At 66.9% G+C, this 23,584-nt stretch carries 26 protein-coding genes; 12 read left to right on the forward strand and 14 right to left on the reverse strand.

Going from position 1 to position 23,584, the window contains the following annotated elements:
- Nucleotides 1–7 precede the first annotated feature (7 nt).
- The 10 genes from fdx to F3K02_RS23510 all read left to right on the forward strand — a co-directional run bounded on the left by fdx (nt 8) and on the right by F3K02_RS23510 (nt 7,845).
- Entirely contained in the window at nt 8–343 is a 336-nt protein-coding gene (gene fdx / locus F3K02_RS23465; protein WP_077334097.1) for an ISC system 2Fe-2S type ferredoxin, read from the forward strand.
- 771 nt (nt 344–1,114) lie between these two features.
- Nucleotides 1,115–2,272, forward strand: a complete 1,158-nt coding sequence (gene nifV, locus F3K02_RS23470) for a homocitrate synthase (RefSeq protein ID WP_177138564.1) — start codon at nt 1,115–1,117, stop codon at nt 2,270–2,272.
- On the forward strand, nt 2,269–3,051 hold the full coding sequence (cysE, locus tag F3K02_RS23475; protein ID WP_343067142.1) for a serine O-acetyltransferase: 783 nt from the start codon (nt 2,269–2,271) through the stop codon (nt 3,049–3,051). Before nifV ends, cysE begins: the two co-directional genes overlap by 4 nt.
- Before the next feature lie 6 nt (nt 3,052–3,057).
- The gene (nifW, locus tag F3K02_RS23480; protein WP_177138567.1) at nt 3,058–3,396 is read left to right on the forward strand and encodes a nitrogenase stabilizing/protective protein NifW; all 339 of its coding nucleotides are present in this window, start codon (nt 3,058–3,060) and stop codon (nt 3,394–3,396) included.
- Between the two features lie 20 nt (nt 3,397–3,416).
- Nucleotides 3,417–4,265 carry an electron transfer flavoprotein subunit beta/FixA family protein gene (locus F3K02_RS23485; RefSeq protein WP_177138569.1) on the forward strand — a complete coding sequence of 283 codons (849 nt, stop codon included), beginning with the start codon at nt 3,417–3,419 and terminating at the stop codon, nt 4,263–4,265.
- A complete protein-coding gene (locus tag F3K02_RS23490) occupies nt 4,262–5,371 on the forward strand; it encodes an electron transfer flavoprotein subunit alpha/FixB family protein (RefSeq protein ID WP_177138571.1) in 1,110 nt (369 codons plus the stop codon). Before F3K02_RS23485 ends, F3K02_RS23490 begins: the two co-directional genes overlap by 4 nt.
- Before the next feature lie 27 nt (nt 5,372–5,398).
- A complete protein-coding gene (locus tag F3K02_RS23495) occupies nt 5,399–6,709 on the forward strand; it encodes an FAD-dependent monooxygenase (RefSeq protein WP_177138573.1) in 1,311 nt (436 codons plus the stop codon).
- Complete coding sequence (locus tag F3K02_RS23500) at nt 6,706–7,005, forward strand: ferredoxin family protein (protein ID WP_177138575.1); 300 nt, start codon at nt 6,706–6,708, stop codon at nt 7,003–7,005. Before F3K02_RS23495 ends, F3K02_RS23500 begins: the two co-directional genes overlap by 4 nt.
- Before the next feature lie 13 nt (nt 7,006–7,018).
- Nucleotides 7,019–7,342, forward strand: a complete 324-nt coding sequence (locus F3K02_RS23505; RefSeq protein WP_177138577.1) for a (2Fe-2S) ferredoxin domain-containing protein — start codon at nt 7,019–7,021, stop codon at nt 7,340–7,342.
- Nucleotides 7,339–7,845, forward strand: coding sequence for a hypothetical protein (locus F3K02_RS23510; protein WP_177138579.1), 507 nt, complete (start codon nt 7,339–7,341; stop codon nt 7,843–7,845). The genes F3K02_RS23505 and F3K02_RS23510 overlap by 4 nt, the downstream gene beginning before the upstream one ends.
- On the opposite strand, the gene serS is transcribed toward F3K02_RS23510, so the two are convergent.
- From serS to F3K02_RS23525, 3 genes are all read right to left on the reverse strand, one after another.
- Complete coding sequence (serS, locus tag F3K02_RS23515; RefSeq protein ID WP_177138581.1) at nt 7,832–9,151, reverse strand: serine--tRNA ligase; 1,320 nt, start codon at nt 9,149–9,151, stop codon at nt 7,832–7,834. The genes F3K02_RS23510 and serS overlap by 14 nt on opposite strands.
- Before the next feature lie 131 nt (nt 9,152–9,282).
- Nucleotides 9,283–10,254 carry a 4-hydroxy-3-methylbut-2-enyl diphosphate reductase gene (gene ispH / locus F3K02_RS23520; RefSeq protein ID WP_177138582.1) on the reverse strand — a complete coding sequence of 324 codons (972 nt, stop codon included), beginning with the start codon at nt 10,252–10,254 and terminating at the stop codon, nt 9,283–9,285.
- Nucleotides 10,254–10,700: an FKBP-type peptidyl-prolyl cis-trans isomerase gene (locus F3K02_RS23525; RefSeq protein ID WP_177138584.1), complete on the reverse strand. Its 447-nt coding sequence runs from the start codon at nt 10,698–10,700 to the stop codon at nt 10,254–10,256. Before F3K02_RS23525 ends, ispH begins: the two co-directional genes overlap by 1 nt.
- Before the next feature lie 129 nt (nt 10,701–10,829).
- Here F3K02_RS23525 and radC point away from each other — a divergent pair, with 129 nt between their 5' ends.
- Nucleotides 10,830–11,522, forward strand: coding sequence for a RadC family protein (radC, locus tag F3K02_RS23530; RefSeq protein WP_177138586.1), 693 nt, complete (start codon nt 10,830–10,832; stop codon nt 11,520–11,522).
- 33 nt (nt 11,523–11,555) lie between these two features.
- Nucleotides 11,556–12,191 (forward strand): Smr/MutS family protein, encoded by a 636-nt coding sequence (locus F3K02_RS23535; protein ID WP_177138588.1) that lies wholly within the window; start codon nt 11,556–11,558, stop codon nt 12,189–12,191.
- Nucleotides 12,192–12,197: 6 nt separating this feature from the next.
- Here the strand turns inward: F3K02_RS23535 and F3K02_RS23540 are convergent, their stop codons facing one another.
- The 11 genes from F3K02_RS23540 to F3K02_RS23590 all read right to left on the reverse strand — a co-directional run bounded on the left by F3K02_RS23540 (nt 12,198) and on the right by F3K02_RS23590 (nt 23,492).
- Entirely contained in the window at nt 12,198–12,716 is a 519-nt protein-coding gene (locus F3K02_RS23540) for a retropepsin-like aspartic protease family protein (protein ID WP_177138591.1), read from the reverse strand.
- A gap of 12 nt (nt 12,717–12,728) precedes the next feature.
- Nucleotides 12,729–13,142, reverse strand: coding sequence for a group II truncated hemoglobin (locus tag F3K02_RS23545; RefSeq protein ID WP_177138593.1), 414 nt, complete (start codon nt 13,140–13,142; stop codon nt 12,729–12,731).
- A gap of 5 nt (nt 13,143–13,147) precedes the next feature.
- Complete coding sequence (locus F3K02_RS23550) at nt 13,148–15,691, reverse strand: ABC transporter permease (RefSeq protein ID WP_177138595.1); 2,544 nt, start codon at nt 15,689–15,691, stop codon at nt 13,148–13,150.
- A gap of 297 nt (nt 15,692–15,988) precedes the next feature.
- On the reverse strand, nt 15,989–16,621 hold the full coding sequence (gene upp, locus F3K02_RS23555; RefSeq protein ID WP_177138597.1) for a uracil phosphoribosyltransferase: 633 nt from the start codon (nt 16,619–16,621) through the stop codon (nt 15,989–15,991).
- A 123-nt stretch (nt 16,622–16,744) separates the two neighbouring features.
- Nucleotides 16,745–17,656: a formate dehydrogenase accessory sulfurtransferase FdhD gene (locus F3K02_RS23560; protein ID WP_177138660.1), complete on the reverse strand. Its 912-nt coding sequence runs from the start codon at nt 17,654–17,656 to the stop codon at nt 16,745–16,747.
- A 155-nt stretch (nt 17,657–17,811) separates the two neighbouring features.
- A complete protein-coding gene (locus F3K02_RS23565) occupies nt 17,812–18,156 on the reverse strand; it encodes a hypothetical protein (protein WP_177138599.1) in 345 nt (114 codons plus the stop codon).
- A gap of 21 nt (nt 18,157–18,177) precedes the next feature.
- Nucleotides 18,178–19,407 (reverse strand): formate dehydrogenase subunit gamma, encoded by a 1,230-nt coding sequence (locus F3K02_RS23570; protein ID WP_177138601.1) that lies wholly within the window; start codon nt 19,405–19,407, stop codon nt 18,178–18,180.
- Nucleotides 19,408–19,417: 10 nt separating this feature from the next.
- Complete coding sequence (locus tag F3K02_RS23575; protein ID WP_425485637.1) at nt 19,418–19,672, reverse strand: hypothetical protein; 255 nt, start codon at nt 19,670–19,672, stop codon at nt 19,418–19,420.
- A complete protein-coding gene (fdh3B, locus tag F3K02_RS23580) occupies nt 19,669–20,271 on the reverse strand; it encodes a formate dehydrogenase FDH3 subunit beta (protein WP_177138603.1) in 603 nt (200 codons plus the stop codon). The genes F3K02_RS23575 and fdh3B overlap by 4 nt, the downstream gene beginning before the upstream one ends.
- A 9-nt stretch (nt 20,272–20,280) precedes the next feature.
- Nucleotides 20,281–23,247 (reverse strand): formate dehydrogenase subunit alpha, encoded by a 2,967-nt coding sequence (locus F3K02_RS23585; RefSeq protein WP_177138604.1) that lies wholly within the window; start codon nt 23,245–23,247, stop codon nt 20,281–20,283.
- Between the two features lie 17 nt (nt 23,248–23,264).
- Entirely contained in the window at nt 23,265–23,492 is a 228-nt protein-coding gene (locus F3K02_RS23590) for a formate dehydrogenase (protein ID WP_177138606.1), read from the reverse strand.
- Between the last annotated feature and the right edge of the window lie 92 nt (nt 23,493–23,584).

Raw genomic sequence — 23,584 nt, forward strand, 5'->3', positions numbered from 1 at the left:
GAACCCCATGCCCAAAGTCCGCCTGCTGCCCCACCCCGACCTCTGCCCCGAGGGGCGCGAGATTGAACTGCCCAAGGGTGAGTCCCTGTGCGAGGGTTTCCTGAACCACGGCATCGCCATCGAACACGCCTGCGAGATGGTGGCCGCCTGCGCGACCTGCCATGTCTACGTGCGCGAAGGTGGCGCTTCCCTGTCCAAGCCGAAGGACGACGAAGAAGACCAGCTCGACCACGCCTGGGGCCTGGACGCGCAGTCTCGCCTGGCCTGCTGCGTCAAACTGCGCGAAGCCGATCTGGTGATCGAGTTCCCGCGGCATACGCGCAACCATGCGCGGGAGCACTGAGCCGGGGTTAGCTTTCTAGGTTTTGGTCATTGCACCCCGCGAGCCAAGGCGTGTGCGGGCAGGCCGCAACGCTTCGGTGAGGCGGTCGGCGCTGCGCGCCGACTTCCCTGCGATGCTCGCGGCCGTGGCCCGTCGCACAACTCGCTGCGTTCGCTTCGCTCTCTCCGCTCAGACAGGTGCGACAAGTCAGTTGACGAAGCGCGCTGCGCGCGCGGCCACGGCCACTGCGCTTCTCGGCGCCTCACAGGCGCGCTGCGACCTACCCACCCACACCGTGGCAACAAGGGTTTGGGCGTGCCACCGGTGGAATACCCACTCGCTTCTTGCTGCGGCAGGCGCTCTCCGGTGGGGGCGATGTTCCGGGGTGGCTGGGACCGCCCGTGTGGGGCCTGGCGCGCAAGTGCGCGCTTCGTTTCATGCTCGCGGCCATTGTCTGAGCGGAGAGAGCGAAGCGAACGCAGCGAGTTTGGCCGCGCAGGCCCCGCACGGGTGGGCGCAGCGCAGTCGGCGCGAAGCGCCGACCACCCCGGATGAGCCCCCGCCGGAGAGCGCCTGCCGCAGCTGCGAGGTCAACGAACGAGAGGCCCCGCATGGAGAAGCAACGCGCTGTCCGAAACAACACATTTCCGACAGAGGCAAAGCACGGGCAGAACACGCCCAGCAGACCAGACCCGACAAACCGGCCCCTTGCGCCGCGAGAAAGCGGGTTTTGAAGGGCCCAAACAGGTGGCACGGTGCTTGCGATCAAGCCCACCAAAGGATGCCGCTCACATGCCACGCAATCTCATCATCAACGACACCACGCTGCGCGACGGCGAACAGACCGCCGGGGTGGCGTTCACGGTGTCCGAGAAATGCGCCATCGCCACGGCCCTCTCGGCCGCGGGTGTGCCGGAGATGGAGATCGGCATCCCGGCCATGGGCGAAGAAGAGATCGCCTGCATCAACGCCATCGCTGCGCTCCAGCTGCCGGCCAGGCTGATGGTCTGGGGGCGCCTGACCGAGACCGACCTCGCCAGCGCGCTGCGCTGCGACGCGCAGATCGTGCACCTCTCGATGCCGGTCTCCGACATCCACCTCCAATACAAGCTGCGCCAGTCGCGCGAATGGGTGCAGGAGCAGGTCACGCGCCTGATCAGCAAAGCCGCACAGAGCGGGCGCCAGATCTCGTTCGGCGCCGAAGACGCTTCGCGGGCCGACAGCGACTTTTTGATCGAGGTCGCGCGCCGCGCCCAGGCCTGTGGCGCCAGCCGCATCCGCTTCGCCGACACCCTCGGTGTGCTCGATCCGTTTGCCACCTTCGACGCCATCTCCCGCCTGCGCGATGCGGTGGACATGGACATCGAAATGCACGCCCACGACGACCTGGGCCTCGCCACCGCCAACACCCTGGCCGCCGCACGCGCCGGCGCGACCCACGCCAACACCACCGTCAACGGCCTGGGCGAACGCGCCGGCAATGCGGCGCTGGAAGAGGTGGTGATGGCCGCGCGCCATCTGCAGCAGACCGACACCGGCGTCGACACGCAGGCACTGCTGAGCATCTCCCGGCTCGTGGCCAAAGCCTCGGGCCGCTCGGTGGCCTTCAACAAGAGCATCGTCGGCGAAGCCGTGTTCACCCACGAGTCGGGCATCCACATCGATGGTCTGCAGAAGCACCCCTCGACGTACGAAGGCTTCGACCCGGGTGAGCTCGGCCGCGAGCGCCGCACCGTGCTCGGCAAACACTCGGGCTCGCAGGCCGTGCGCCTGGCCTTCGGTGCCATGGGTCTGACCATCGAGGACGATGCGCTGACCGAACGCGTGCTGGCCCGCATCCGCGAACACGCCATGCGCGTGAAGCAGGAAGCCACACCCGAAGAGCTGCGCGGCTTTTTGATGGACGCGCACAACATCGCCCACGTTTCACCTGGCTGGGGACGCGCGTGAACACGGAAGCCACGGTCGCCGCTGCCGCCACACCCACGGGCTGGTGGGCCCTGCTGCGCGAAGACGCACGCTGCGTGCTGAAACGCGATCCGGCCGCGCGCAGCCTGATCGAGGTCTGGACCATCTACCCCGGCCTGCAGGCGATTGCCCTGCACCGCCTGGCCCACGCGCTGTGGACCCGTGGCTGGCGCTACCTGCCGCGCTGGCTGTCGTTCGTGTCGCGAGCGCTGACGCAGATCGACATCCACCCCGGTGCGCGCATCGGCGCCCGCTTCTTCATCGACCACGGCACCGGTGTCGTGATCGGCGAGACGGCCGAGATCGGTGACGACGTCACGCTCTACCACGGTGTCACGCTGGGCGGCACGAGCTGGCGCGCCGGCAAGCGCCACCCGACCCTGGGCCACCAGGTGGTGGTGGGCGCGGGCGCCAAGATCCTCGGCCCGATCAAGGTCGGCGACGGCGCCCGGGTGGCGGCCAATTCGGTGGTGATCGAGGCCGTGCCCGCCGGCGCCACTGTGGTCGGCATCCCGGGCCGTGTGGTCGCCCCCGCGCGCCGCACCACGCACGGTTTCGACCTCGAACACCACCTCATTCCCGACCCGGTGGGCAAGGCGATCGCCTGCCTGCTCGACCGCGTGGCCCAGCTGGAACGATCCCTGGCCCACAGTCAGGGCCTGGCCAGTGCCGACAACGCCTGCGGCGTCTGTGACGATCAATGTGCCGAACCGGGGTTCGCGACCGCGAAATCCCATCTTCAACCCGCGACCGTGGAGTAACGCCCAATGGAAAACTTTGTTCAACAGCTCAAGGCCCTGTCATCGGCCGAGGATTTCCTGCAGTACTTCGGCGTGCCGTTCGAGCAGTCGGTGGTCAACGTGAGCCGCCTGCACATCCTCAAGCGCTTCTTCCAGTACATCCGCCAGCAGACCCTGCCTTCGGCCGACGACGAGCTGGCGCTCTACACGGTCTACCGCGAACAACTGGTCAAGGCCTACGCCGATTTCGTCAAGTCCACGCCGGCACAGGAAAAGGTGTTCAAGGTGTTCCAGGACGTCGGCGGCAAACAGCACGTCACGCTGGACAGTTTGAAAACATCGCTGCCACAACGCGCCGTGGCTTGACCCCTACCGGAGAAACCCCCATGCACATCGTCGTCTGTATCAAACAGGTGCCGGACTCGGCACAGATCCGGGTCCACCCGGTCACCAACACCATCATGCGCCAGGGCGTGCCGGCCATCGTCAACCCCTACGACCTGTTCTCGCTCGAAGAGGCGCTGCGCCTCAAGGACAAATTCGGCGGCAAGGTGACCGTGCTGTGCATGGGCCCACCACAGGCCGAAGAAGCGCTGCGCAAATGCATCAGCTTCGGTGCCGACGACGCCGTGCTCGTGACCGACCGCGCCTTCGCCGGCGCCGACACGCTGGCCACCTCGTACGCGCTGGCCGCGGGCATCCGCCAGATTGCCAAGGAGCAGGCGGTGGACATCGTCTTCACCGGCAAGCAGACCATCGACGGCGACACCGCCCAGGTCGGCCCGGGCATCGCCAAACGCATGGGCCTGCAGCTGCTGACCTATGTGTCGCGCATCGTCGAGACCGATCTGGACGGCCGCACGATCACAGTCGAGCGCCGCGCCGAAGGCGGTGTGCAGGTGCTGAAGACGGCCCTGCCCTGCCTGATCACGATGCTGGAGAACACCAACGAGATGCGCTTCGCCAACCTGCCCGCCATGATCCACGCCGCCGCGTACCCGGTTCGCAAATGGAGCAAGGAAGACGCCGCCATCGAGGACCTCGGCAAGATCGGTCTGAAGGGTTCGCCCACCGTGGTGAGCAAGGTGTTCGGTCCTTCGCCGCGCACCGAGAAGGTGGAGATGCTGGACCTCGAAACCTCCAACCTGCGCGACATCTCGCTCAACCTCTTGCAAAAAGTCTTCACCCGCCACCCCACGCTCGAAGCCGACCTGCTCATGAAGGAGTCCGCATGAACGCCCCCGCCACCCCTGATGCACCCGTCAAGCGCCCCGCCGGCCGCGGCCGCAACCTCGAACTGTCGGAAGAGCTCAAGGCCTACAAAGGTGTCTGGGTGTTCGTCGAACACGACCGCGGCCACGTGCACAGCGTGTCCTGGGAGCTGCTGGGCGAAGCGCGCAAGCTCGCCGACACCCTGGGCAGCCCCGTCGGCGCGGTGCTGCTGGGCGGCGCCGACGAGCACCTGAACAAGTTCGCGGCCGAGGCCATCAGCTTCGGCGCCGACACCGTGTACATCGTGACCGACCCGGTGCTCAAGGGTTACCGCAACGAACCCTTCACCAAGGGCCTGACCGACCTGGTCAACAAGTACAAGCCCGAGATCCTGCTGCTGGGCGCCACCTCACAAGGTCGCGACCTCGCGGGTTCGGTGGCCACCACGCTGCTCACGGGCCTCACCGCCGACTGCACCGAGCTCAACATCGACCCGGTGTCCAAGGCCCTGGCCGCCACCCGCCCCACCTTCGGCGGCTCGCTCTACTGCACCATCATGACCCTGGCCTACCGGCCGCAGATGGCCACGGTGCGTCCGCGCGTGATGCTGATGCCCAAGGCCGACAGCAGCCGCACCGGCAACCTGGTGCACGACACCCTGGGCATGGTCGAGACGCAGATCGTCACCAAGCTGCTCGACTTCATCGCCGACGCCCACAGCAACAAGATCAACCTGCCCTACGCGGACGTGATCGTGAGCGGTGGCAAGGGCCTGAAGAACCCCGACAACTTCAAGCTGGTGTTCGAACTGGCACGGGTGCTCGGCGGCGAGGTCGGCGCCACGCGGCCTGTGGTGCAGGCCGGCTGGGTCGAGGCGGACCGTCAGGTCGGCCAGACCGGCAAGACGGTGCGCCCCAAGCTCTACATCGCCGCCGGCATCAGCGGCGCGGTGCAGCACCGCGTGGGCATGGAGGGCTCGGACGTGATCGTCGCCATCAACACCGACCCCAACGCGCCCATCTTCGAATTCGCGCACTACGGCATCGTCGGCAACGCGATGCTGGTGCTGCCCGCGCTGAGCAAGGCGTTCGCCGAACACCTGTCCAAGCGCAGCGCTCTGGTTGCCTGATCCCGTCCACCACCTCTGGGGAACGCCATGAAAAAACCCTCTCAATTCGACGCCATCGTGGTCGGCGCGGGGCCCTCGGGCAACGCCTGCGCCTACACCCTGGCCAAGGCCGGCCTCAAGGTCCTGCAGATCGAACGCGGCGAATACCCGGGTTCGAAGAACGTGCAGGGCGCCATCCTCTACAGCGACGCGCTGGAGAAGATCATTCCCGACTTCCGCGACGACGCGCCGCTGGAGCGCCACATCATCGAGCAGCGCGTCTGGGTGCTCGATGACAACAGCTTCGTCGGCACGCACTACCGCAGCGACGACTACAACAAGCCGCCCTACAACCGCTACACCATCATCCGGGCGCAGTTCGACAAGTGGTTCAGCTCCAAGGTGCGCGAAGCCGGCGCGCTGCTGATCTGCGAGACCACGGTCAACCACCTCATCATGGACGGCGACCAGGTGGTGGGCGTGCAGTGCGACCGCGAAGCCGGCGACGTCTACGCCGACGTGGTGATCATGGCCGACGGCGTCAACTCGACGCTGGCCCGCAAGGCCGGTTTCCACGGCGAGATCAAGGACAGCAACGTCGCGCTGGCGGTGAAAGAGATCCTCTTCATGCCCGAAGACACGATCCGCCAGCGTTTCAACATCGGCGAAGAAGAAGGCGTGGTGATCGAGATGGTCGGCAAGATCACCGACGGCATGATGGGCACCGGCTTCCTCTACACCAACAAGGAATCGCTCACCATCGGCATCGGCTGCATGCTGGGCGATTTCAAGGGCAGCGTGAACAAGACCAGCCCCTACGCCCTGCTGGAAAAGCTCAAGCAACATCCCTCGATCGCTCCGCTGATCCAGGGCGGCGAGATGAAGGAATACGCGGCCCACCTGATCCCCGAAGGCGGTTTCTACGCCATCCCCAAGGTCTACGGCAACGGCTGGATGATCGTGGGCGACTCGGGCGGCTTCGTCAACGCGGTGCACCGCGAAGGCTCCAACCTGGCCATGACCACCGGGCGCCTAGCGGCCGAAACCGTGATCGCCGCCAAGGCCGCGGGCAAGCCCATGAGCGAAGCGGTGCTGAAGTCCTACAAGACCGAGCTCGACAAGAGCTTCGTCATGAAGGACCTGCACAAGTACCGCGACATGCCCGAGGTCTTCCACAAGAACAACCAGTTCTTCACCACCTACCCCGAGCTCGTGTCCAAGGCCGCGCACAAGATGTTCACGGTCGATGGGGTGGACAAGAAGACCAAGGAACGCGAAATTTTTTCCAGCTTCCGCACCTCGCGTTCGCTCACCGGTCTGGTGGGTGACGCCGTCAAACTCTGGAGGGCTTTCCGATGAGCGCCGTTGCCGTGAATGTCGAAGAGAAACTGTTTCAGAACCGCTACCGCGTGGACGCGGGTCGGCCCCACATCCAGATCAAGGACCCCGAGATCTGCGCCAACGACTGCGCCCAGAAGTCCTGCACCTACGTGTGCCCGGCCTCCTGCTACAAGGCCGAAGGCAACGGCAGCGTGACCCTGATCACCGACGGCTGCCTGGAGTGCGGCAGCTGCCGCATCATCTGCTCGGAGTTCACCAACGTGAACTGGGAGTACCCGCGCGGTGGGCACGGCATCCTCTTTAAATTCGGCTGAAGGAGCGAACGCCATGCCCCGTCCTCAACGCCATGTTTTCGTCTGCACCCAGAACCGTCCGCCGCAGCACCCGCGCGGCTCGTGCGCCAGCAAGGGGGGCACCGCCGTGCTGCAGGCTTTCTGGGCCGAGCAGCAGAAGCGCCAGGCCTACGACCAGCTCTCGATCACCTACTCGGGCTGCCTCGGTCCCTGCGACCAGGGTGCCAACGTGCTGGTCTACCCGGAAGCGGTGATGTACCGCAACGTGACCGATGCCGACGTGGCCGAAATCTTCAACAGCCACCTCGAAGGCGGCGTCCCGGTGGAACGGCTGCTCGCACCCCAGGCCGTCTGGTGAACTTGCTGACCGGAGCCGAATCCACCGCGCTGTTTGGCGGCGAGATCTCGCCGTCCATCCGGCACCTGGTGGACCGGGCGCGCCAGGCCCCGCGCGAAGAAGCCGCGGCGATCCTGTGGCCCGCGTGCGTGAGCGCACCACAAAGCCTGCCGGTGTACTACCTGCTGTACAAGCTGCATGCGGGTCTGGGTGAGCTCGATCAGGCCGAACAGGCGGCCAGCAAGGGCCTGGCGGCGGCTGCGCGGGCCGCGGGTCTGCCCACCGACTGGCACGCCGTTCAACCGGGTCAGGCGGACTTTGCCGCGCCGGGTGCCGCGCGCTTCTGGCTCTTCACGCTCAAGGCCCTGGCCTTCGTGCAGCTGCGCCGCGGCGAGCGTGGCATCGCACAGGCTCTGGTGGAGCAATTGGCCCGGCTGGACCCCGGTGACCAGGTCGGTGCCAGCGTGGTGCGCGCCCTGCTGGCCGAGAGCGGCCCGAGCAGCCTGGGCCTCAAGCGGGGGTGAGCTTCTCAATGCCACCCATGTAGGGCCGCAGCACCTCTGGCACGGTCACGCTGCCGTCGGCGTTCTGGTTGTTCTCCAGCACCGCCACCAGCGCCCGGCCCACGGCCAGGCCGGAGCCGTTGAGCGTGTGCACCAGCTCGTTCTTGCCCTGGGCGTTCTTGAAGCGCGCCTGCAGGCGGCGCGCCTGGAAGGCTTCGCAGTTCGACACCGAACTGATCTCGCGGTAGGTGCCCTGGGCTGGCACCCACACCTCCAGGTCGTAGGTCTTGCTGGCACCGAAGCCCATGTCGCCGGTGCACAGGCTCACCACGCGGTAAGGCAGGCCCAGCTTCTGCAGGATGGCCTCGGCGTGGCCGGTCATGGCTTCGAGCGCTTCGTAGCTCTTTTCAGGGTGCACGATCTGCACCATCTCGACCTTGTCGAACTGGTGCTGGCGGATCATGCCGCGCGTGTCGCGCCCGGCGCTGCCGGCTTCAGAGCGGAAACACGGCGTGTGGGCGGTCATCTTGATCGGCAGCTCGGCCTCGGCCAGCACGGTGTCGCGCACCACGTTGGTCAGCGTCACCTCGCTGGTGGGGATCAGGTAGAGCGCCTGCGTGTCCGGCATCTCCTCGCCCTCCTGTCCGCCCTTCTTGACGGCGAACAGGTCGGCTTCGAACTTGGGCAACTGGCCGGTGCCGCGCAGCGTCTCGCCGTTGACGATGTAGGGCGTGTAGCACTCGGTGTAGCCGTGTTCCTGCGTCTGCGTGTCGAGCATGAACTGGGCGAGCGCGCGGTGCAGGCGAGCGATCGGGCCGCGCATGAAGGTGAAACGCGAACCCGAGAGCTTGACGCCAATGTCGAAGTCCAGGCCCAGCTTTTCACCGATGTCCACGTGGTCGCGGACGTCGAAGTCAAAAGTGCGCGGCGTGCCCCAGCGGCGCACTTCCACGTTGCCCTCTTCGCCCGCACCCACCGGCACGCTCTCGTGCGGCAGGTTGGGCACGGCCAGCAGCAGGTTCTGCAGCTCGGCCTGAATGACCTCCAGCCGCGCAGCGGAGCTTTCCAGCTCGGCTTTCATCGCGCCCACCTGCGCCATCACCGCATCGGCCTCGGCGTGCTGGCCCTTGCCCTTGAGCATGCCGATCTGCTTGGACAGGCTGTTGCGCTGGCTCTGCAGCTCTTCGGTGCGGGTCTGCAGTGTCTTGCGCTCCGATTCGAGCGCCTGGTAGGCAGGCACGTCCAGGAAAGCCTGGGGCTGTTTGCGGGTTTCCAGGCGCGCCACCACGGCGGCCAGGTCTTTGCGGAGGAGAAGGATGTCGAGCATGAGGAGATTGTAGGTTTGGAGCAGGACAGGCTCCGGAGAGGCAATGCCCAGCCCAGGCCAGCGCGGAACCGGCTTTGCCGGGCCGCTGCTGGCGCCCCCTGGGGGGGATGCCGAAGGCGGCGCGGGGGGAGTCAATGAAGATGCTGCAGCGGCGCCACCTCGCCGCCATCGATCTTCAGGCCCTTGGGCAGCGGGAACTTGACCGTCTCGGTCAGGCCGTCCATGGTGCGCACGGAGATCGCGCCCAGCGCCTTGATGCGATCGATCACCTGGCGCACCAGGATCTCGGGCGCCGAGGCGCCGGCCGTCAGGCCCACGCGGGAGCGGCCTTCGAACCACTCGGCCTGCAGCTCGTCGGCGCTGTCCACCATGTGGCTGGGCGTGCCGAGCTTGAGCGCGACCTCGCGCAGGCGGTTGCTGTTGGAGCTGGTCGGGCTGCCGACCACGATCACCACGTCCACCTGCGGGCTGAGCAGCTTGACGGCGTCCTGCCGGTTCTGTGTCGCGTAACAGATGTCCTGCTGCTTGGGCTCGCGCACACTGGGAAAACGCGCCTTCACCGCGGCCAGGATGCCCGCCGCGTCGTCCACCGACAGCGTGGTCTGCGTCACCACCGCGAGTTTCTCCGTCTGCGCCGGCGCCACGCGGGCCACGTCGGCCGCGTCTTCGACCAAGTGGATGCCGCTGTCGAGCTGGCCCATGGTGCCCTCGACCTCGGGATGGCCCTTGTGGCCGATCATGATGAACTCGAAGCCTTCCTTGTGCAGCTTGGCCACTTCCACGTGCACCTTGGTCACCAGCGGACAGGTGGCGTCGAAGATGCTGAAGCCGCGCGCCTGCGCTTCCTCCTGCACCGCCTTGCTCACACCGTGCGCCGAGAACACCAGGGTCGAGCCCGGGGGCACGTCGGACAGTTCCTCGATGAAGATCGCGCCCTTGGCCTTCAGGTCGTTGACGACGTAGGTGTTGTGCACGATCTCGTGGCGCACATAGATCGGCCGGCCGAACTTGACCAGCGCGCGTTCGACGATCTCGATCGCGCGGTCCACGCCGGCGCAGAAACCGCGCGGTTCGGCCAGGATGACTTCTTTCGGCTCGTTCATCACAGCACCCCGATCAACTGCACTTCAAACCGCACCGGCTGGCCCGCCAGCGGATGGTTGAAGTCGAACAGCACCGCGCCGTCTTCGCGCACCTCCACGGCCGAGCCGGCGAAGCTGCCCAGGCCGTCGGGCGTGGGGAACTGCACCACGTCACCGGCCGCGTACTGCTCGTGCGGATCACCCAGCTTGTTGAGCAGCTGGCGCGCCACCCACTGCACCATGTCCGGCTGGCGCTCGCCAAAGGCCTCGCCCTCGTCCAAATCGATCACGGTGCGGGTGCCCTCCTCCAGACCGATCAGGTGCTGCTCGATCGCGGGAGAAAGCTGACCCGACCCCAGGCTCAGCGTGGCGGGCTGGCCTTCAAAGGTGTCGATGATCACCTGGCCCTGCGGACCGGACATGCGGTAGTGCAGGGTAAGAAAGGAACCTTCTTGGACTTGGGACATGGTGTTCAGACGGGGGTTCGGGGTGGTGAATACGGTGAATCGGCGTGCCGGGCATCACGGCGGCGGAAGCGGCAACGCGCCGATGAGAACCCCGTATTGTAAAAAGCAGGCTGGATCAGGGAGAAAAACATGAATGGCCTTGCCGGAACCGGGCTGAAAAGCCTGCCCCACGACGCGCGTCCGCGCGAAAAACTGCTCGCACGCGGCCCGTCAGCGCTCAGCGACGCGGAACTGCTGGCGCTGCTGCTGCGCACCGGCATCCCCGGAAAACACGTGGTGCAGCTCGCGCAGGAGCTGCTGAACACCTTCGGCGGTGTCGGTGGCCTGCTGCACACCGGGGCCGAGGCGCTCAAGGTCATCAAGGGCCTGGGGCCGGCGAAACGCGCCGAGGTGGTGGCCGTGCTCGAACTCGCGCGCCGGGCGCTGGCGCAGGAACTGCAGCAGAAAGCCCTGTTCGACAGCCCGAAGGCGGTGCGCGAATACCTGCAGCTGCAACTGGGCGCCCGCAACCACGAGGTGTTTGCCGTGCTTTTCCTCGACAGCCAGAACCGGCTGATCGCGCTCGAAGAGCTGTTCCGCGGCACGCTCACGCAGACCAGCGTGTACCCGCGCGAGGTCGTTCTCAGGGCCCTGCACCACCACGCCGCCGCCGTGGTCCTGGCGCACAACCACCCCAGCGGCGAGGCCCGCCCTTCGCGCGCCGACGAGGCGCTCACACACTCGCTCAAGGCCGCGCTGGCGCTGGTGGACGTGCGCGTGCTGGACCATTTCATCGTGACGCGCGAGCACGCCACGTCGATGGCCGAAATGGGCTTGATCTGACCGGGAGAAGCCCCCTGCGCGACAATCCCGCGCATGAAAGTCAACGCCCTGGCCGACCTGAAAGCGCTCAAGCGCGCCATGGCCGACCGCGCGGCGGCGCTGGCGGCCCAGCACGAAGCCGCGCGCGCAGCCCATGTGCGCCGCGACCGGGAACGCCGGCTGTTTGAACTCGCGGTCGGCCCGGTGCGGCCCATCGCCGACCCCGGCCGGGTAACACACCACCGTGTTGGCGTCGACCCCTTGCCGCGCCAGCGCCAGCTGGACGAAGCGTCCGTGATGCGCGAGGCGTTGTCCGACGACTTCGACGTCGAAACCCTGCTGCACACCGACGACCAGCTGAGCTTTCGCCGCCCCGGCCTGGGGCCCGACGTGGTGCGCAAACTGCGTGAGGGTCGCTGGAGCATCCAGCGCCAGATCGACCTGCACGGCCTGCGCATCGACGAGGCGCGCGAAGCGCTGGGTCGCTTCGTGCGCGAGGCGCACCAGCACGGGCTGCGCTGCGTGCGCGTCGTGCACGGCAAGGGTCTGGGCTCGCCCGGCCGCATGCCCGTGCTCAAAGGTCGGGTGCAGCGCTGGCTGGTGCAGAAGAACGAGGTGTTGGCCTTCGTGCAGGCGCGCCCCGCGGACGGTGGGGCGGGGGCCATGGTGGTGCTGCTGCGCCCGGCCTGAGCGGGTTCAACGCGGCAAGAGACGCATCTCGCCTCGCAGGATCTGGATGTCGAAGCGCGAGAGAAAAGCCTGCCCCAGCAGCGCCTGCCCACCGTCTTCACCCACCAGCCCCACGGCCACCGTGGTGCCGGCCAGTCCAAGGTGCGCCACCTGCACCGGCACGTTGCGCAGCAGCCGCCCGGGCAGTGGGCCGTTCGCGGTCTGGAACGTGACGCTCTGCCCGCCCTCCAGCCCGGCGGTGCGGGCAAAGGCTTCGCTCACCGTGACCGAGCTCGCTCCGGTGTCGATCAGGAACTCGACCGGCTGGCCGTTGACGCGGCCGGCCACGCGGAAATGGCCGTCCGGCCCGCGCGGGATCACCAGCTCGCCGTCACCGCCTTCATGGGCCACATAACTGGCCTGCTGACGGCGCTCCAGCTGGTCAAAGCCGAGGTAGAACACGCCCATGAGCGCGAGCCAGAACAGCGTGATGCCCAGCGCGCCGCGGCGCGTGGTCCGTGCCACGCTGGTGTCAGGCTCGCTCATGACACGCTGCTTTCAGACGCCGCCGGCCCGGTTGCGCATCCAGTCGGCGGTCTTGAAAAAGCTCTCGCGCAGGCGCACACGCAGGTCTTCAGGCACACCGGTTTCTCCCATGGCCTGGTCCATGCAGGCCAGCCACTGGTCGCGTTCCTGAATGCCAATCGAAAACGGCATGTGCCGCTGGCGCAGGCGCGGGTGGCCGAAGCGGTCTTCGTAGTGCGAGGGGCCACCGAGCCAGCCACAGAGAAACCAATACAACTTCTGGCGCGCGTCGTCCAGCGTGTTGCCATGGGCCACGCGCAGCTCGTGGTAGGCGGGCTCGATGTCCATCAGGTCGTAGAAGCGGTCCACCAGCGCGCGCACGCGCGCTTCGCCGCCGATCCATTCGAACGGGGTGGAGGGAGAGGCGGGAGATTCAGAGGTGTTCATCGTTGTCAAACCGCGGCGCGCCGAAGCGTCTCAACCACAGGCGTTTTCAGGATGCTGCGCAGGCCCCACCAGCCCGCCATCAGCGCCAGCAGGCCACCGGCCACGCTGCCCGCCAGCGGCACCCACAGCGAAGGCTGCCAGCTGAACTGGAAGGCGTATTTCGCCAACGCCCAGCCCACGGCCATGGCCACCAGCGAAGCCAGGAAGCCGGCCAGCAGGCCCACGCCCAGCAGTTCGATGCGCTGCACGTTGCGCAGCAGCTGCGAGCCCGCGCCGACGGCGCGCAGGACCGCGAACTCGCGCTCGCGCTCGCCGCGCGTGGCGGTGATGGTGGCGAGCAGCACGATCAGGCCCGCCGCCAGCGCAAAGGCGAACAGGAACTCCACCGCCTGGATCACCTGGCCCAGCACGCGCTGCACCTGGCCGATGGTCTGGCTCATGTCGACATTGGTGATGTTGGGAAACTGGCGCACCAGCGCGTTATCGAACTGTGCATTGCCCTGCGGCGCCTGGAACGCGCTGATGTAGGTGACGGGCACGTCGGGCAGACCGGCCACCGGGAAGATCACAAAGAAGTTCACGCGCATGGAACCCCAGTCCACCTTGCGCAGGCTGGTGATGCGGCCCTGCACCGGCTGGCCGGCGATGTCGAAGCCGAGCAAGTCACCGAGCTTCAGGCCCAGCTCTTCGGCCAGGCCTTCTTCCACGCTCAGGCCGCCCGCTTCGTCTTCGGTCCAGCGCCCTTGCGTGACCTCGTTGTGCGGTGGCCGTTGCGCCGTGTTCGACAGGTTGAACTCGCGCTCCACCAGGCGCTGCGCCCGATCGGTGGCGTAACTTTCGGGAGCTACCGGCTGCCCGTTCACCAGCACCAGGCGGCCGCGGATCATGGGGTACCAATCGAAGCGCTGCACGCCCGCCTGGCGCAACGCCTGCTGGAAGGGCTCACCCTGCTCGGGCTGCACGTTGATGACAAAACGGTTGGGCGCGTCGGGCGGCGTGGCGTTGCGCCAGCTGGCGATCAGGTCGGTGCGCAGCAGCACCAGCAGCACCAGCGCCAACAGGCCCACCGCCAGCGAACTGATCTGCACCACCGCGTAAGCCGGCCGCGCCGAGAGCTGGCGCGTGGCCAGCACCAGCGCGCGCGGCGCGGTGGCCTCGTTCACGCTGGCACGCAGCAGGCGCACCGCGCCGTAGCTGGCGAGCGCAAACACGGCCACCGCGGCGGCAAAACCGCCCACGGCGATCAGCCCCAGCATCAGGTCGCGGCTGGCGGCGAGCAGCAGCGCGGCAAAGCCCGCCACACCCAGGCCCAGCACGGCCAGCGTGGCGGGCTTGAGCTGGCCGACGTCGCGGCGAATCACGCGCAGCGGCGGCACCTGGGCCAGCTGCAGCACCGGCGGCAGGCCAAAGGCCAGCATCAGCGTGAGCCCCATGCCCAGGCCGAGCAACACCGGCCAGATGCTGGCCGCCGGTAGCGCCGACTCCACCAGCCCGGCCAGCAGCAGCACGAACACATGGTGCAGCGCAAAGCCCAGCACCACACCCAGCACGCTCGCACCCAGGCCGACCAGCACGAACTCGAAGGTGTAGGCGCGCGCCATGGTGCCCTGCGACAGGCCGAGCACGCGCAGCATGGCGCAGTCGTCCAGGTGGCGCTGCGCAAAACCGCGCGCCGCGATCGCCACCGCCACCGCCGACAGCAGCGCCGCGAGCAAGGCCACGAGGTTGAGGAATTTTTCGGCGCGCTCCAGCGTCTGCTGCATGGCCGGCTGGCCGCCTTCGAGCGACTCCAGGCGCAGACCGCGCACACCGGGCATTTCGATCTGCGCCTGCGCCCATTGCACGAACTGCTTCACGGCCGGGTCGTTGCCGGCCACGGCGAGGCGGTAGGTCAGGCGGCTGGCGGGCTGCACCAGGCCGGTGGCAGGCAGGTCGGCCGCGTTGATCATCACGCGCGGCGCAAAGGTCAGGAAGCCCGCGCCCCGGTCCGGTTCGACCACGATCACCTTGTCGATGCGAAACTGGCTGTCGCCCATCAGCAGCGGCGAGCCGACCTGAAGGTCGAGCGCCACCAGCAGGGCCGCGTCCACCCAGGCCGTGCCGGGCGCGGGGATGTCGCGCGTGGGTGCGTCGGGCGCCTGCGGCCCGTCGGCCACGCGCAGGCTGCCGCGCAAGGGGTAGCCGGTGTCCACCGCCTTCAGTGCCACCAGCTTGGCAGCGCCGCCGTCTTCGTCTCGCGCGCGGCCCATGGTGGGGAAACCCAGGGTCTGCGTGGTCTGCAGCCCCAGCGCCTGCGCCTGCTGCGCGAACGCGGGCGGCGTGGCGTTGTCACTGCTGATCACCGCATCGCCCCCGATCAGCGCCCGCGCATCGCGCGCCAGGCCGCCCTGCAGCCGGTCGGCAAAAAAGCCCACGGCGGTGAGCGCCGCCACCGCCAGCGTGACCGCAACCAGCAGCAGCCGCAGCTCACCCGCGCGCCAGTCGCGCGTCAACGAACGCCAGCCCAGGGACCAGAAGGAAACAGAAAGAGGAGCGGGTGCGACAGCCATGCCGTGACCTTAACTGAATTGATTCACCCCTGCGCCACGTCCGCATTCGCAGACGTGTGACCCCCTCAAGGGGGCGATGCGAGTGGCCCGGCAAAGCCGGTTCCACCGCATCCTGGGACTGAGGCACGTGCTCCGGAGGGGTCCATCGCATCAGCCGGAGCGAGGTGCACAAAACCCAGAATGCCGTGGGTCTGGCTCCGCCGGCCCGCAGGCATTGCCCCTTGAGGGGCGGAGCTGGCTATTTGCGTCATCGGCCTGCGCCGATGCCGGGGCAGTGAGCCAGCGACGGGGGTGGACCTACTTCGTGCCAAAGATGCGGTCGCCCGCGTCACCCAGGCCGGGCACGATGTAGCCGTGCTCGTTCAGGCCGCGGTCCACCGCCGGGGTGTAGACCGGCACATCCGGGTGGTGGTCGTGGAAGGTCTTGAGGCCTTCGGGGCAGGTCACGAGGCAGACAAAACGGATCGACCGCGGGTTCGTCTGCTTGAGCCGGTCCACCGCGGCCACGGCGGAGTTGCCGGTGGCCAGCATGGGGTCGAGCACGATCACGTCCCGCTCTTCCATACCGCTGGGCATCTTGAAGTAGTACTCCACCGCCTGCAACGTCTTCGGGTCGCGGTAGAGGCCGATGTGGCCCACACGGGCACCGGGAATGACCTGCAGCATGCCGTCGAGAAAACCGTTGCCGGCGCGCAGGATGGACGCGAGCACGACCTTCTTGCCGTCGATCACGCGGGATTTCATGGTCTCCAGCGGGGTCTCGATCTGAATCTCGTGCATGGGCATCTCGCGCGTGATCTCGTAGGCCAGCAAGGCGCTGAGTTCGTGCACCAGCTCGCGGAAACTCTTGGTGCTGGTGTCCTTGCGGCGCATCAGCGTGAGCTTGTGCTGGACCAGGGGGTGATCGATGACGTGGACGTCGCGGCTCATCGGTGGACTTTCAGAAATGGGGGGTGGACAGGGCATGGCCGCGGTGGGCCTGCCGGACAGGGGATCGAGTTTATGCCCGTTGCACGCCCTGTCGGGCGCGGTGGGCGGACCGCGTCTCAGCCTTCAGGCGACGGCGGCCACCGGCGCCACGCCCAGCGGCGTGGGCACGGCATCGAACACGATGCGCTCGGCGTGCGAGTAACACAGGAAGCGCTTGTGGGTGGCGCGCCCGATGGCGCACAGGCCCACGCGCTGGGCGACTTCGAGTCCCATCTGGGTGATACCGCTGCGCGAGATCACCACCGGCACACCCATCTGGGCCGACTTGATCACCATCTCGCTGGTCAGGCGACCTGTGGTGTAGAACACCTTCTCGCCATCGGGGAGACGGTCCTGCATGGCCATCCAGCCGGCGATGGTGTCCACCGCGTTGTGGCGCCCCACGTCCTCGACGAAGAACTGCAGTTCACCGCCGACGAACAGCGCGCAGGCGTGCACCGAACCCGCCACCTTGTAGGTGGTGTCGCGCAGCCGGATGGTGTTGACGATGTCGTAGAGGCTGGACTGGCGCAGCACCGCGTCGGGCGGCAGGCGGATGCTGTCGACGTCGTCCATCAGATGGCCGAACACGCTGCCCTGGCCGCAGCCGGTGGTGACCACCTTGTGGGCGGTCCGGTCCTCGATGCGGTGAATGCCGTGGCGGGTCTTGACCGACGCGGCGCCCACGTCCCAGTCCACGGTGAGGGATTCGATGTCGTCCACCGACGCCACCAGCCGCTGGTTGAGCAGGTAACCCAACACCAGCCATTCGGGATGGCCGCCCAGGGTCATCAGCGTCACCAGCTCGCGCTTGTCGACGTAAACGGTGAGGTCGCGCTCGGCCGGGATCGAGACCGTGCCCGCGACGCCGAACTCGTTGGTCACGGCCACCTCGCAGGTCAGGGGCGCGCGTGCCTGGGTCAGGCGGGGCAACCGGCGACCCGTGGCGGCGGACGGCTCAGGGGTGGCCGGGTGCGCGCGTTCTGGAAGGGTCATGGGTTCGGCGAGTGACATGGAAGAAAGATCTCACTCTGGAGTGTCGCTCAAGCTTCAATTCCGCAAGCGGGCGGGGGCCAAAGGACCGGCTGGCAGACAAACAAAAAGGCCCGAAGGCCTTTCTGTCGGCGCGGCCTCGGGCACCCGTGCCCACATCAGGACTTCTTGGCCGGCGCTGCCGCGGCCGCGGGGGCAGCCGGTGCTGCGCCAGCCGCTGCGGGAGCCGGCCAGACGAACGGCCCCGGGTCGGCGCAGGCGGGCGCAGCCAGCGCCGGCTTGACGGCCTTGCCCGTGGTGGCAGCGGTCTTGAAATAGCTGGCCGCGGCGCGGTCCATGGACAGGCAGAGCTTGTAGGCATCGACCTTGCCGGCGTGCGCGGTCTTGGCCTTGGCCTCCTCGGCCTTGGCCTTGGCGGCGTCGTCCAGCACCGGTGCGGGCAGCTTGGCCATGACGCTGGCCGAACCGGCGAGCAACAGGGAGATCAGCAGGAATCGTTTCATCGCAAATGTCCTTGGAGAAATTCAAGCCTTGGCCACGGCATCGGCCACCGGCGCCGACTGGGCAGGTGGCTGGCTGCGCTGGGCCGGGATCTTGCCGGCCTTGACGTCGTCGTACCAGAGCTCGTGGTGTTCCTTGGCCCAGGCTTCGTCCACGTAGCCGGTGCGCATGGCGCCATACGCGCCCTTCACGCCGACCGTGCCCATGTAGATGTGGCCCATGATCAGCGCCATCATGATCAGCGCGCCGACGATGTGCAGCATGTGCGCGATCTGCATGTCGCCACGCAGGTACAGCATGCCCGGAATCAGCTTGTCGAGGAACAGGCCGGAGCCCACCACCACGATGCCGGGGATGGTCACGCCCCACCAGAACAGGCCTTTTTCACCCGCGTTGAAACGGTGCGAAGGCACTTCCTTGTCGCCCAGCATGCCGCCCAGTTTGGACAGCCACACGAAGTCGGCAGCGCTGGCGATGTTGTCCTTGATGAAGGTCACGACCACGATCAGCAGCGAGACGGCGAACAGCGGGCCCATGAAGTTGTGTGCGTTCTTCAGTGCGAAGGTGAGCCAGCCGAACAGCGTGGTGCCGATCACCGGCAGGATGAAGAACTTGCCGAAGGCCATCACGATGCCCGAGATGCCCAGCACCACGAAGGCGATGGCGTTCGACCAGTGGGCTGCGCGCTCCAGGGGTGTGAAACGTTCAATCTTGCGTCCGGTGTCCTTCAGGTGCCCGCCCAGCGGCCCCTTGGTCATGTAGAAGATGGCGAGCGCCAGCAACACGATGAACAGCAGCGCCCCGCCGTAGGGGATCAGCCAGTCGTTGCGCACCTGGCGCCAGGCTTCACCGGCGTTGGTGAGGCGAGAACCCGGGTACTGCACGAAGGGCTGGATCAGGTTGCCGGCTTCCGGTGCCTGGCTGACGGGCAGGCTGCTGTAGCCGGTGACGCCCTTGCCCACGTCGCGCCACATGGGCGCGTTGTTGCCGGGCTGCACCTGGCGGCGCTGCGCGTTGGTCTGGTTGGCGTAGTCCGGGTCCTTGCTCGCGTCGGGCGCGATCTCGAAGATGTTGGCGCTCTTGATACCGCCCACAGCGGCGGGCGCGGTCTGGGCGGCTGGCGGTGCCGGATCGTCGGGCACGGGTGGGTTCGGGGCGGTCTGGGCGCTGGCCCAGCTGGTGCCAAGCGCCAGCAGGGCGGCGACGCCCCAGCCACGCCAGACTGCGGGGTTCAGTATCGGGTGCCGGTTCATGGCTGTCCCTTCAAGGCTTGGCGCCCATGCGGGTGTAGTCGTTCTGGCCGTACTGGGCGCGGCTCTTGAGCTGCTGTTCCCAGCTGCCCTTGTCGCCGGCCTTCCAGCCGGCCTGGGCGTACTGGCTGCCGCCCACGCCCTGGAAGGGCGCATCGTCCTGTTTGACGCCACCGCCGGTCATGTCCTGCGGCTGCTCGCCACAGGCCGCCAGCCCCAGCACCGCCGTCAAGGTCAGCAGACGGAACATCGTGGTGGTTTTCATCATGACTTTTTCTCCTGAGCCGTGCCGTAGGCGGTGCCCCAGCCCCAGACTTCGGCGCCCTTGCCGCGGCGCAGAACCCGGGTGCGGAAGATGTCGGCCACCACGTCGCCGTCGCCGGCGATCAGGGCCTTGGTTGAGCACATCTCGGCGCAGGCCGGCAGCTTGCCTTCGGCCAGGCGGTTGCGGCCGTACTTCTCGAACTCGGCTTCGCTGCCGTGCTCTTCCGGGCCACCGGCGCAGAAGGTGCATTTGTCCATCTTGCCGCGCACGCCAAACGTGCCTTCGGAGGGAAACTGCGGTGCGCCAAACGGGCAGGCGTACGAGCAGTAGCCGCAGCCGATGCAGACGTCCTTGTCGTGCAGCACCACACCTTCGTCGGTGCGGTAGAAGCAGTTGACCGGGCAGACCGCCATGCAGGGTGCGTCGCTGCAATGCATGCAGGCCACCGAGATCGATTTTTCACCCGGCACGCCGTCGTTGAGGGTGACCACGCGGCGGCGGTTCACGCCCCACGGGACTTCGTGTTCGTTCTTGCAGGCCGTGACGCAGCCATTGCACTCGATGCAACGCTCGGCGTCACAGATGAATTTCATTCTTGCCATGGTGTCTCCTTATGCCCGCTCTACGTTGCAGACCGTGGTCTTGGTCTCTTGCATCATCGTGACGATGTCGTAGCCGTAGGTGGTGGCTGTGTTGATGGCTTCGCCACGCACCACCGGCATCGCCCCTTCGGGGTAGTACGGCTTCATGTCTTCGCCCTGCCAGCGACCCGAGAAGTGGAACGGCAGGAACACCGTATCGGGGCCTACGCGATCCGTCACCAGCGCCTGCACATTGATGCGCGCACCGGTCGGTGTGTGCACCCAGACGCGCTCGCCGTTGCGGATGCCGCGCTCGCTCGCCGCGGCCGGATTGATCTCGACGAACATCTCCTGCTGCAGCTCGGCCAGCCAGGGGTTGGAACGGGTTTCTTCGCCGCCGCCCTCGTATTCGACCAGGCGTCCGCTGGTCATGATCAGCGGGAATTTCTCGTGAACCTTGTCGTCGACGTTCTTCTGCTGCAGCGACTTGTAGAGCACCGGCAGGCGCCAGCGGTTCTTCTGGTCGTCGTGGCTGGGGTACTTGGCCACGAGATCCGGGCGGGTGCCGTAGATGGGCTCGCGGTGCTGCGGAATCGCATCGGGGAAGTTCCACACCACGGCGCGTGCCTTGGCGTTGCCGAACGGATGGCAGCCGTGCGCCATGGTCACGCGCTGGATGCCGCCCGAGAGGTCGGTCTTCCAGTTCTTGCCTTCGGCAGCGGTCTTTTCGGCCTCGGTGAGGTCATCCCACCAGCCGAGCTTCTTCAGCAGCACGTGGTCGAACTCGGGGTAGCCGGTGGTGATCTCCGAGCCAACCGAGTACGAGCCGTCTTCGGCCAGCAGGCTCACGCCTTCCCGTTCCACGCCGAAGTTCGCGCGGAAGTTGCCGCCGCCTTCCATGACGTGTTTGGAGGTGTCGTACAGGTTGGGCGAACCCGGGTGCTTGATGGCGGCGGTGCCGTAACACGGCCAGGGCAGACCGAAGTAGTCACCGCTCATGTCGTAGCCGGTTTCCTTGTCGACCACTTTGCCCTTGCACTTGAGCGACTTCACATCGAAGGCGCCCATGTTGCGCATGTGGGCTTTCAGGCGCTCGGGACTCTGACCGGTGTAGCCGATGGTCCAGACCGAGGCGTTGATTTCACGCAGAATGTCTTCGGGCACGGGCTCGTCCAGGCCCTTGACCTTCTGCATCTTGTAGTTCTTCGACAGCTCGGCACCAAAGCCCAGCTTCTCGGCGAACTGGTGCATGATCATGTGGTCGCTGCGGCTCTCCCACAGCGGCTCGATGACCTTCTCGCGCCACTGCAGCGAGCGGTTCGACGCGGTGCAGGAACCGCTGGTTTCGAACTGCGTGGCCGCCGGCAGCAGGTACACCGCGCGGTCCGGGTTCAGGTCTTCGGGCTTGCCGGGCATGGCCGCCATCGACGCGGTGGCCGAAGGGTACGGATCCACCACCACCAGCAGATCGAGCTTGTCCATCGCACGCTTCATCTCCAGACCCCGCGTCTGCGAGTTGGGCGCATGGCCCCAGAAGAAGATGCCGCGCAGGTTCGGGCCCTGATCGATCAGTTCGTTGTTTTCCATCACGCCGTCGATCCAGCGCGAAACGGTGATGCCGGGCTTTTCCATCATGCCGTCGGCGTACTTGGCCTTGATCCAGTCGTACTCCACGCCCCAGACCTTGGCGAAGTGTTTCCACGAGCCGGCGGCCAGGCCGTAGTAGCCCGGCAGCGAGTCGGGGTTGGGGCCGACGTCGGTCGCGCCCTGCACGTTGTCGTGGCCACGGAAGATGTTGGTGCCGCCGCCGCTCTTGCCCACGTTGCCCAGCGCCAGTTGCAGGATGCACGACGCACGCACCATGGCGTTGCCGATGGAGTGCTGCGTCTGGCCCATGCACCAGACGATGGTGGCGGGCTTGGCCTCGGCCAGCATCTTGGCGACCTTGAACATCTGGTCTTCCTTGACGCCGCAGGCCTCTTCGACCTTGTCCGGCGTCCATTTGGCCAGCACGTCTTCACGCACCTTGTCCATGCCATAGACACGGTCGTTGACGTACTGCTTGTCTTCCCAGCCGTTCTTGAAGATGTGGTGCAGCAGACCGAACAGGAAGGGGATGTCAGTGCCCGAGCGGATGCGCACGTACTCGTCGGCCTTTGCCGCGGTGCGCGTGAAGCGCGGATCGACCACGATCATCTTGCAGCCGTTTTCCTTGGCGTGCAGCATGTGCAGCATGGACACCGGGTGCGCTTCCGCGGCGTTGGAGCCGATGTACAACGCGCACTTGCTGTTCTGCATGTCGTTGTACGAGTTGGTCATCGCACCGTAACCCCAGGTGTTCGCGACGCCGGCCACCGTGGTGGAGTGGCAGATGCGCGCCTGGTGGTCGCAGTTGTTGGTGCCCCAGAAACTCACGAACTTGCGCAGCAGGTAGGCCTGTTCGTTGTTGTGCTTGGACGAACCGACGAAGTACACCGAGTCGGGGCCGCTGGCTTCTTTCAGCGCGTTCATCTTGGCGGTGATTTCTTCCAGCGCCGTGTCCCAGCTGATGCGCTGGTACTTGCCGTTGACCAGCTTCATCGGGTAGCGCAGGCGGTACTCGCCGTGGCCGTGCTCGCGCAGGGCGGCGCCCTTGGCGCAGTGGGCGCCGAGGTTGATCGGCGAATCGAACACCGGCTCCTGGCGCACCCAGACGCCGTTTTCAACGATCGCGTCGGTGGCACAACCCACCGAGCAGTGGGTGCAGACGGTGCGTTTGACTTCGATCTTGCCGGTGCCGTCGATGGACTTGCCTTCGGCGGCCTTGGCCTTCTTCACCAGCGTGAGCTGCGTGGCCGCCAGGCCCACACCGACTCCGAGGCCGGAGCGGCGAAGAAAGCCGCGGCGGTCCATGGTGGGCAACGCGGCCGACAGGCCCCGCTGCAGGCTGTGGACGAACGAGGTTTGAGCGCGGGTGCCATGAGCGCCCGGCGTGGAGGATTTTTTGGTCAGCAACATGGGGTTCTCCTGCTGGCTCAGATCTGGGTGGTCTTGTAGTACTGCTTGACGTGGGCCGACAAGCTGTAACCACCGCCTTTTTCGGGCGCTGGCCGGGCCGCAACCTCGGTCGGTTCTTCGGTGTGCACGCGGGGCAACAGGGTGGCCGCCGCCGCCAGGGCCCCCACGGTGGAAGCGCCGGCGAACAGCCGGCGGCGGTTCAGGCGGGTGCGGCCTTCACTGGCCTCGGGAAGGGGCTTGCTCATGCGTGTCTCCTGGTTGATCGAAAGCCCTTCGGAATGTGCTCGGACACCCCTTGTGGACTTTTTGCATAGGTGGAATCTAACGCGCGCACCGT

This window comes from Hydrogenophaga aromaticivorans, assembly GCF_013387465.1.
Taxonomy (GTDB): domain Bacteria; phylum Pseudomonadota; class Gammaproteobacteria; order Burkholderiales; family Burkholderiaceae_C; genus Hydrogenophaga; species Hydrogenophaga aromaticivorans.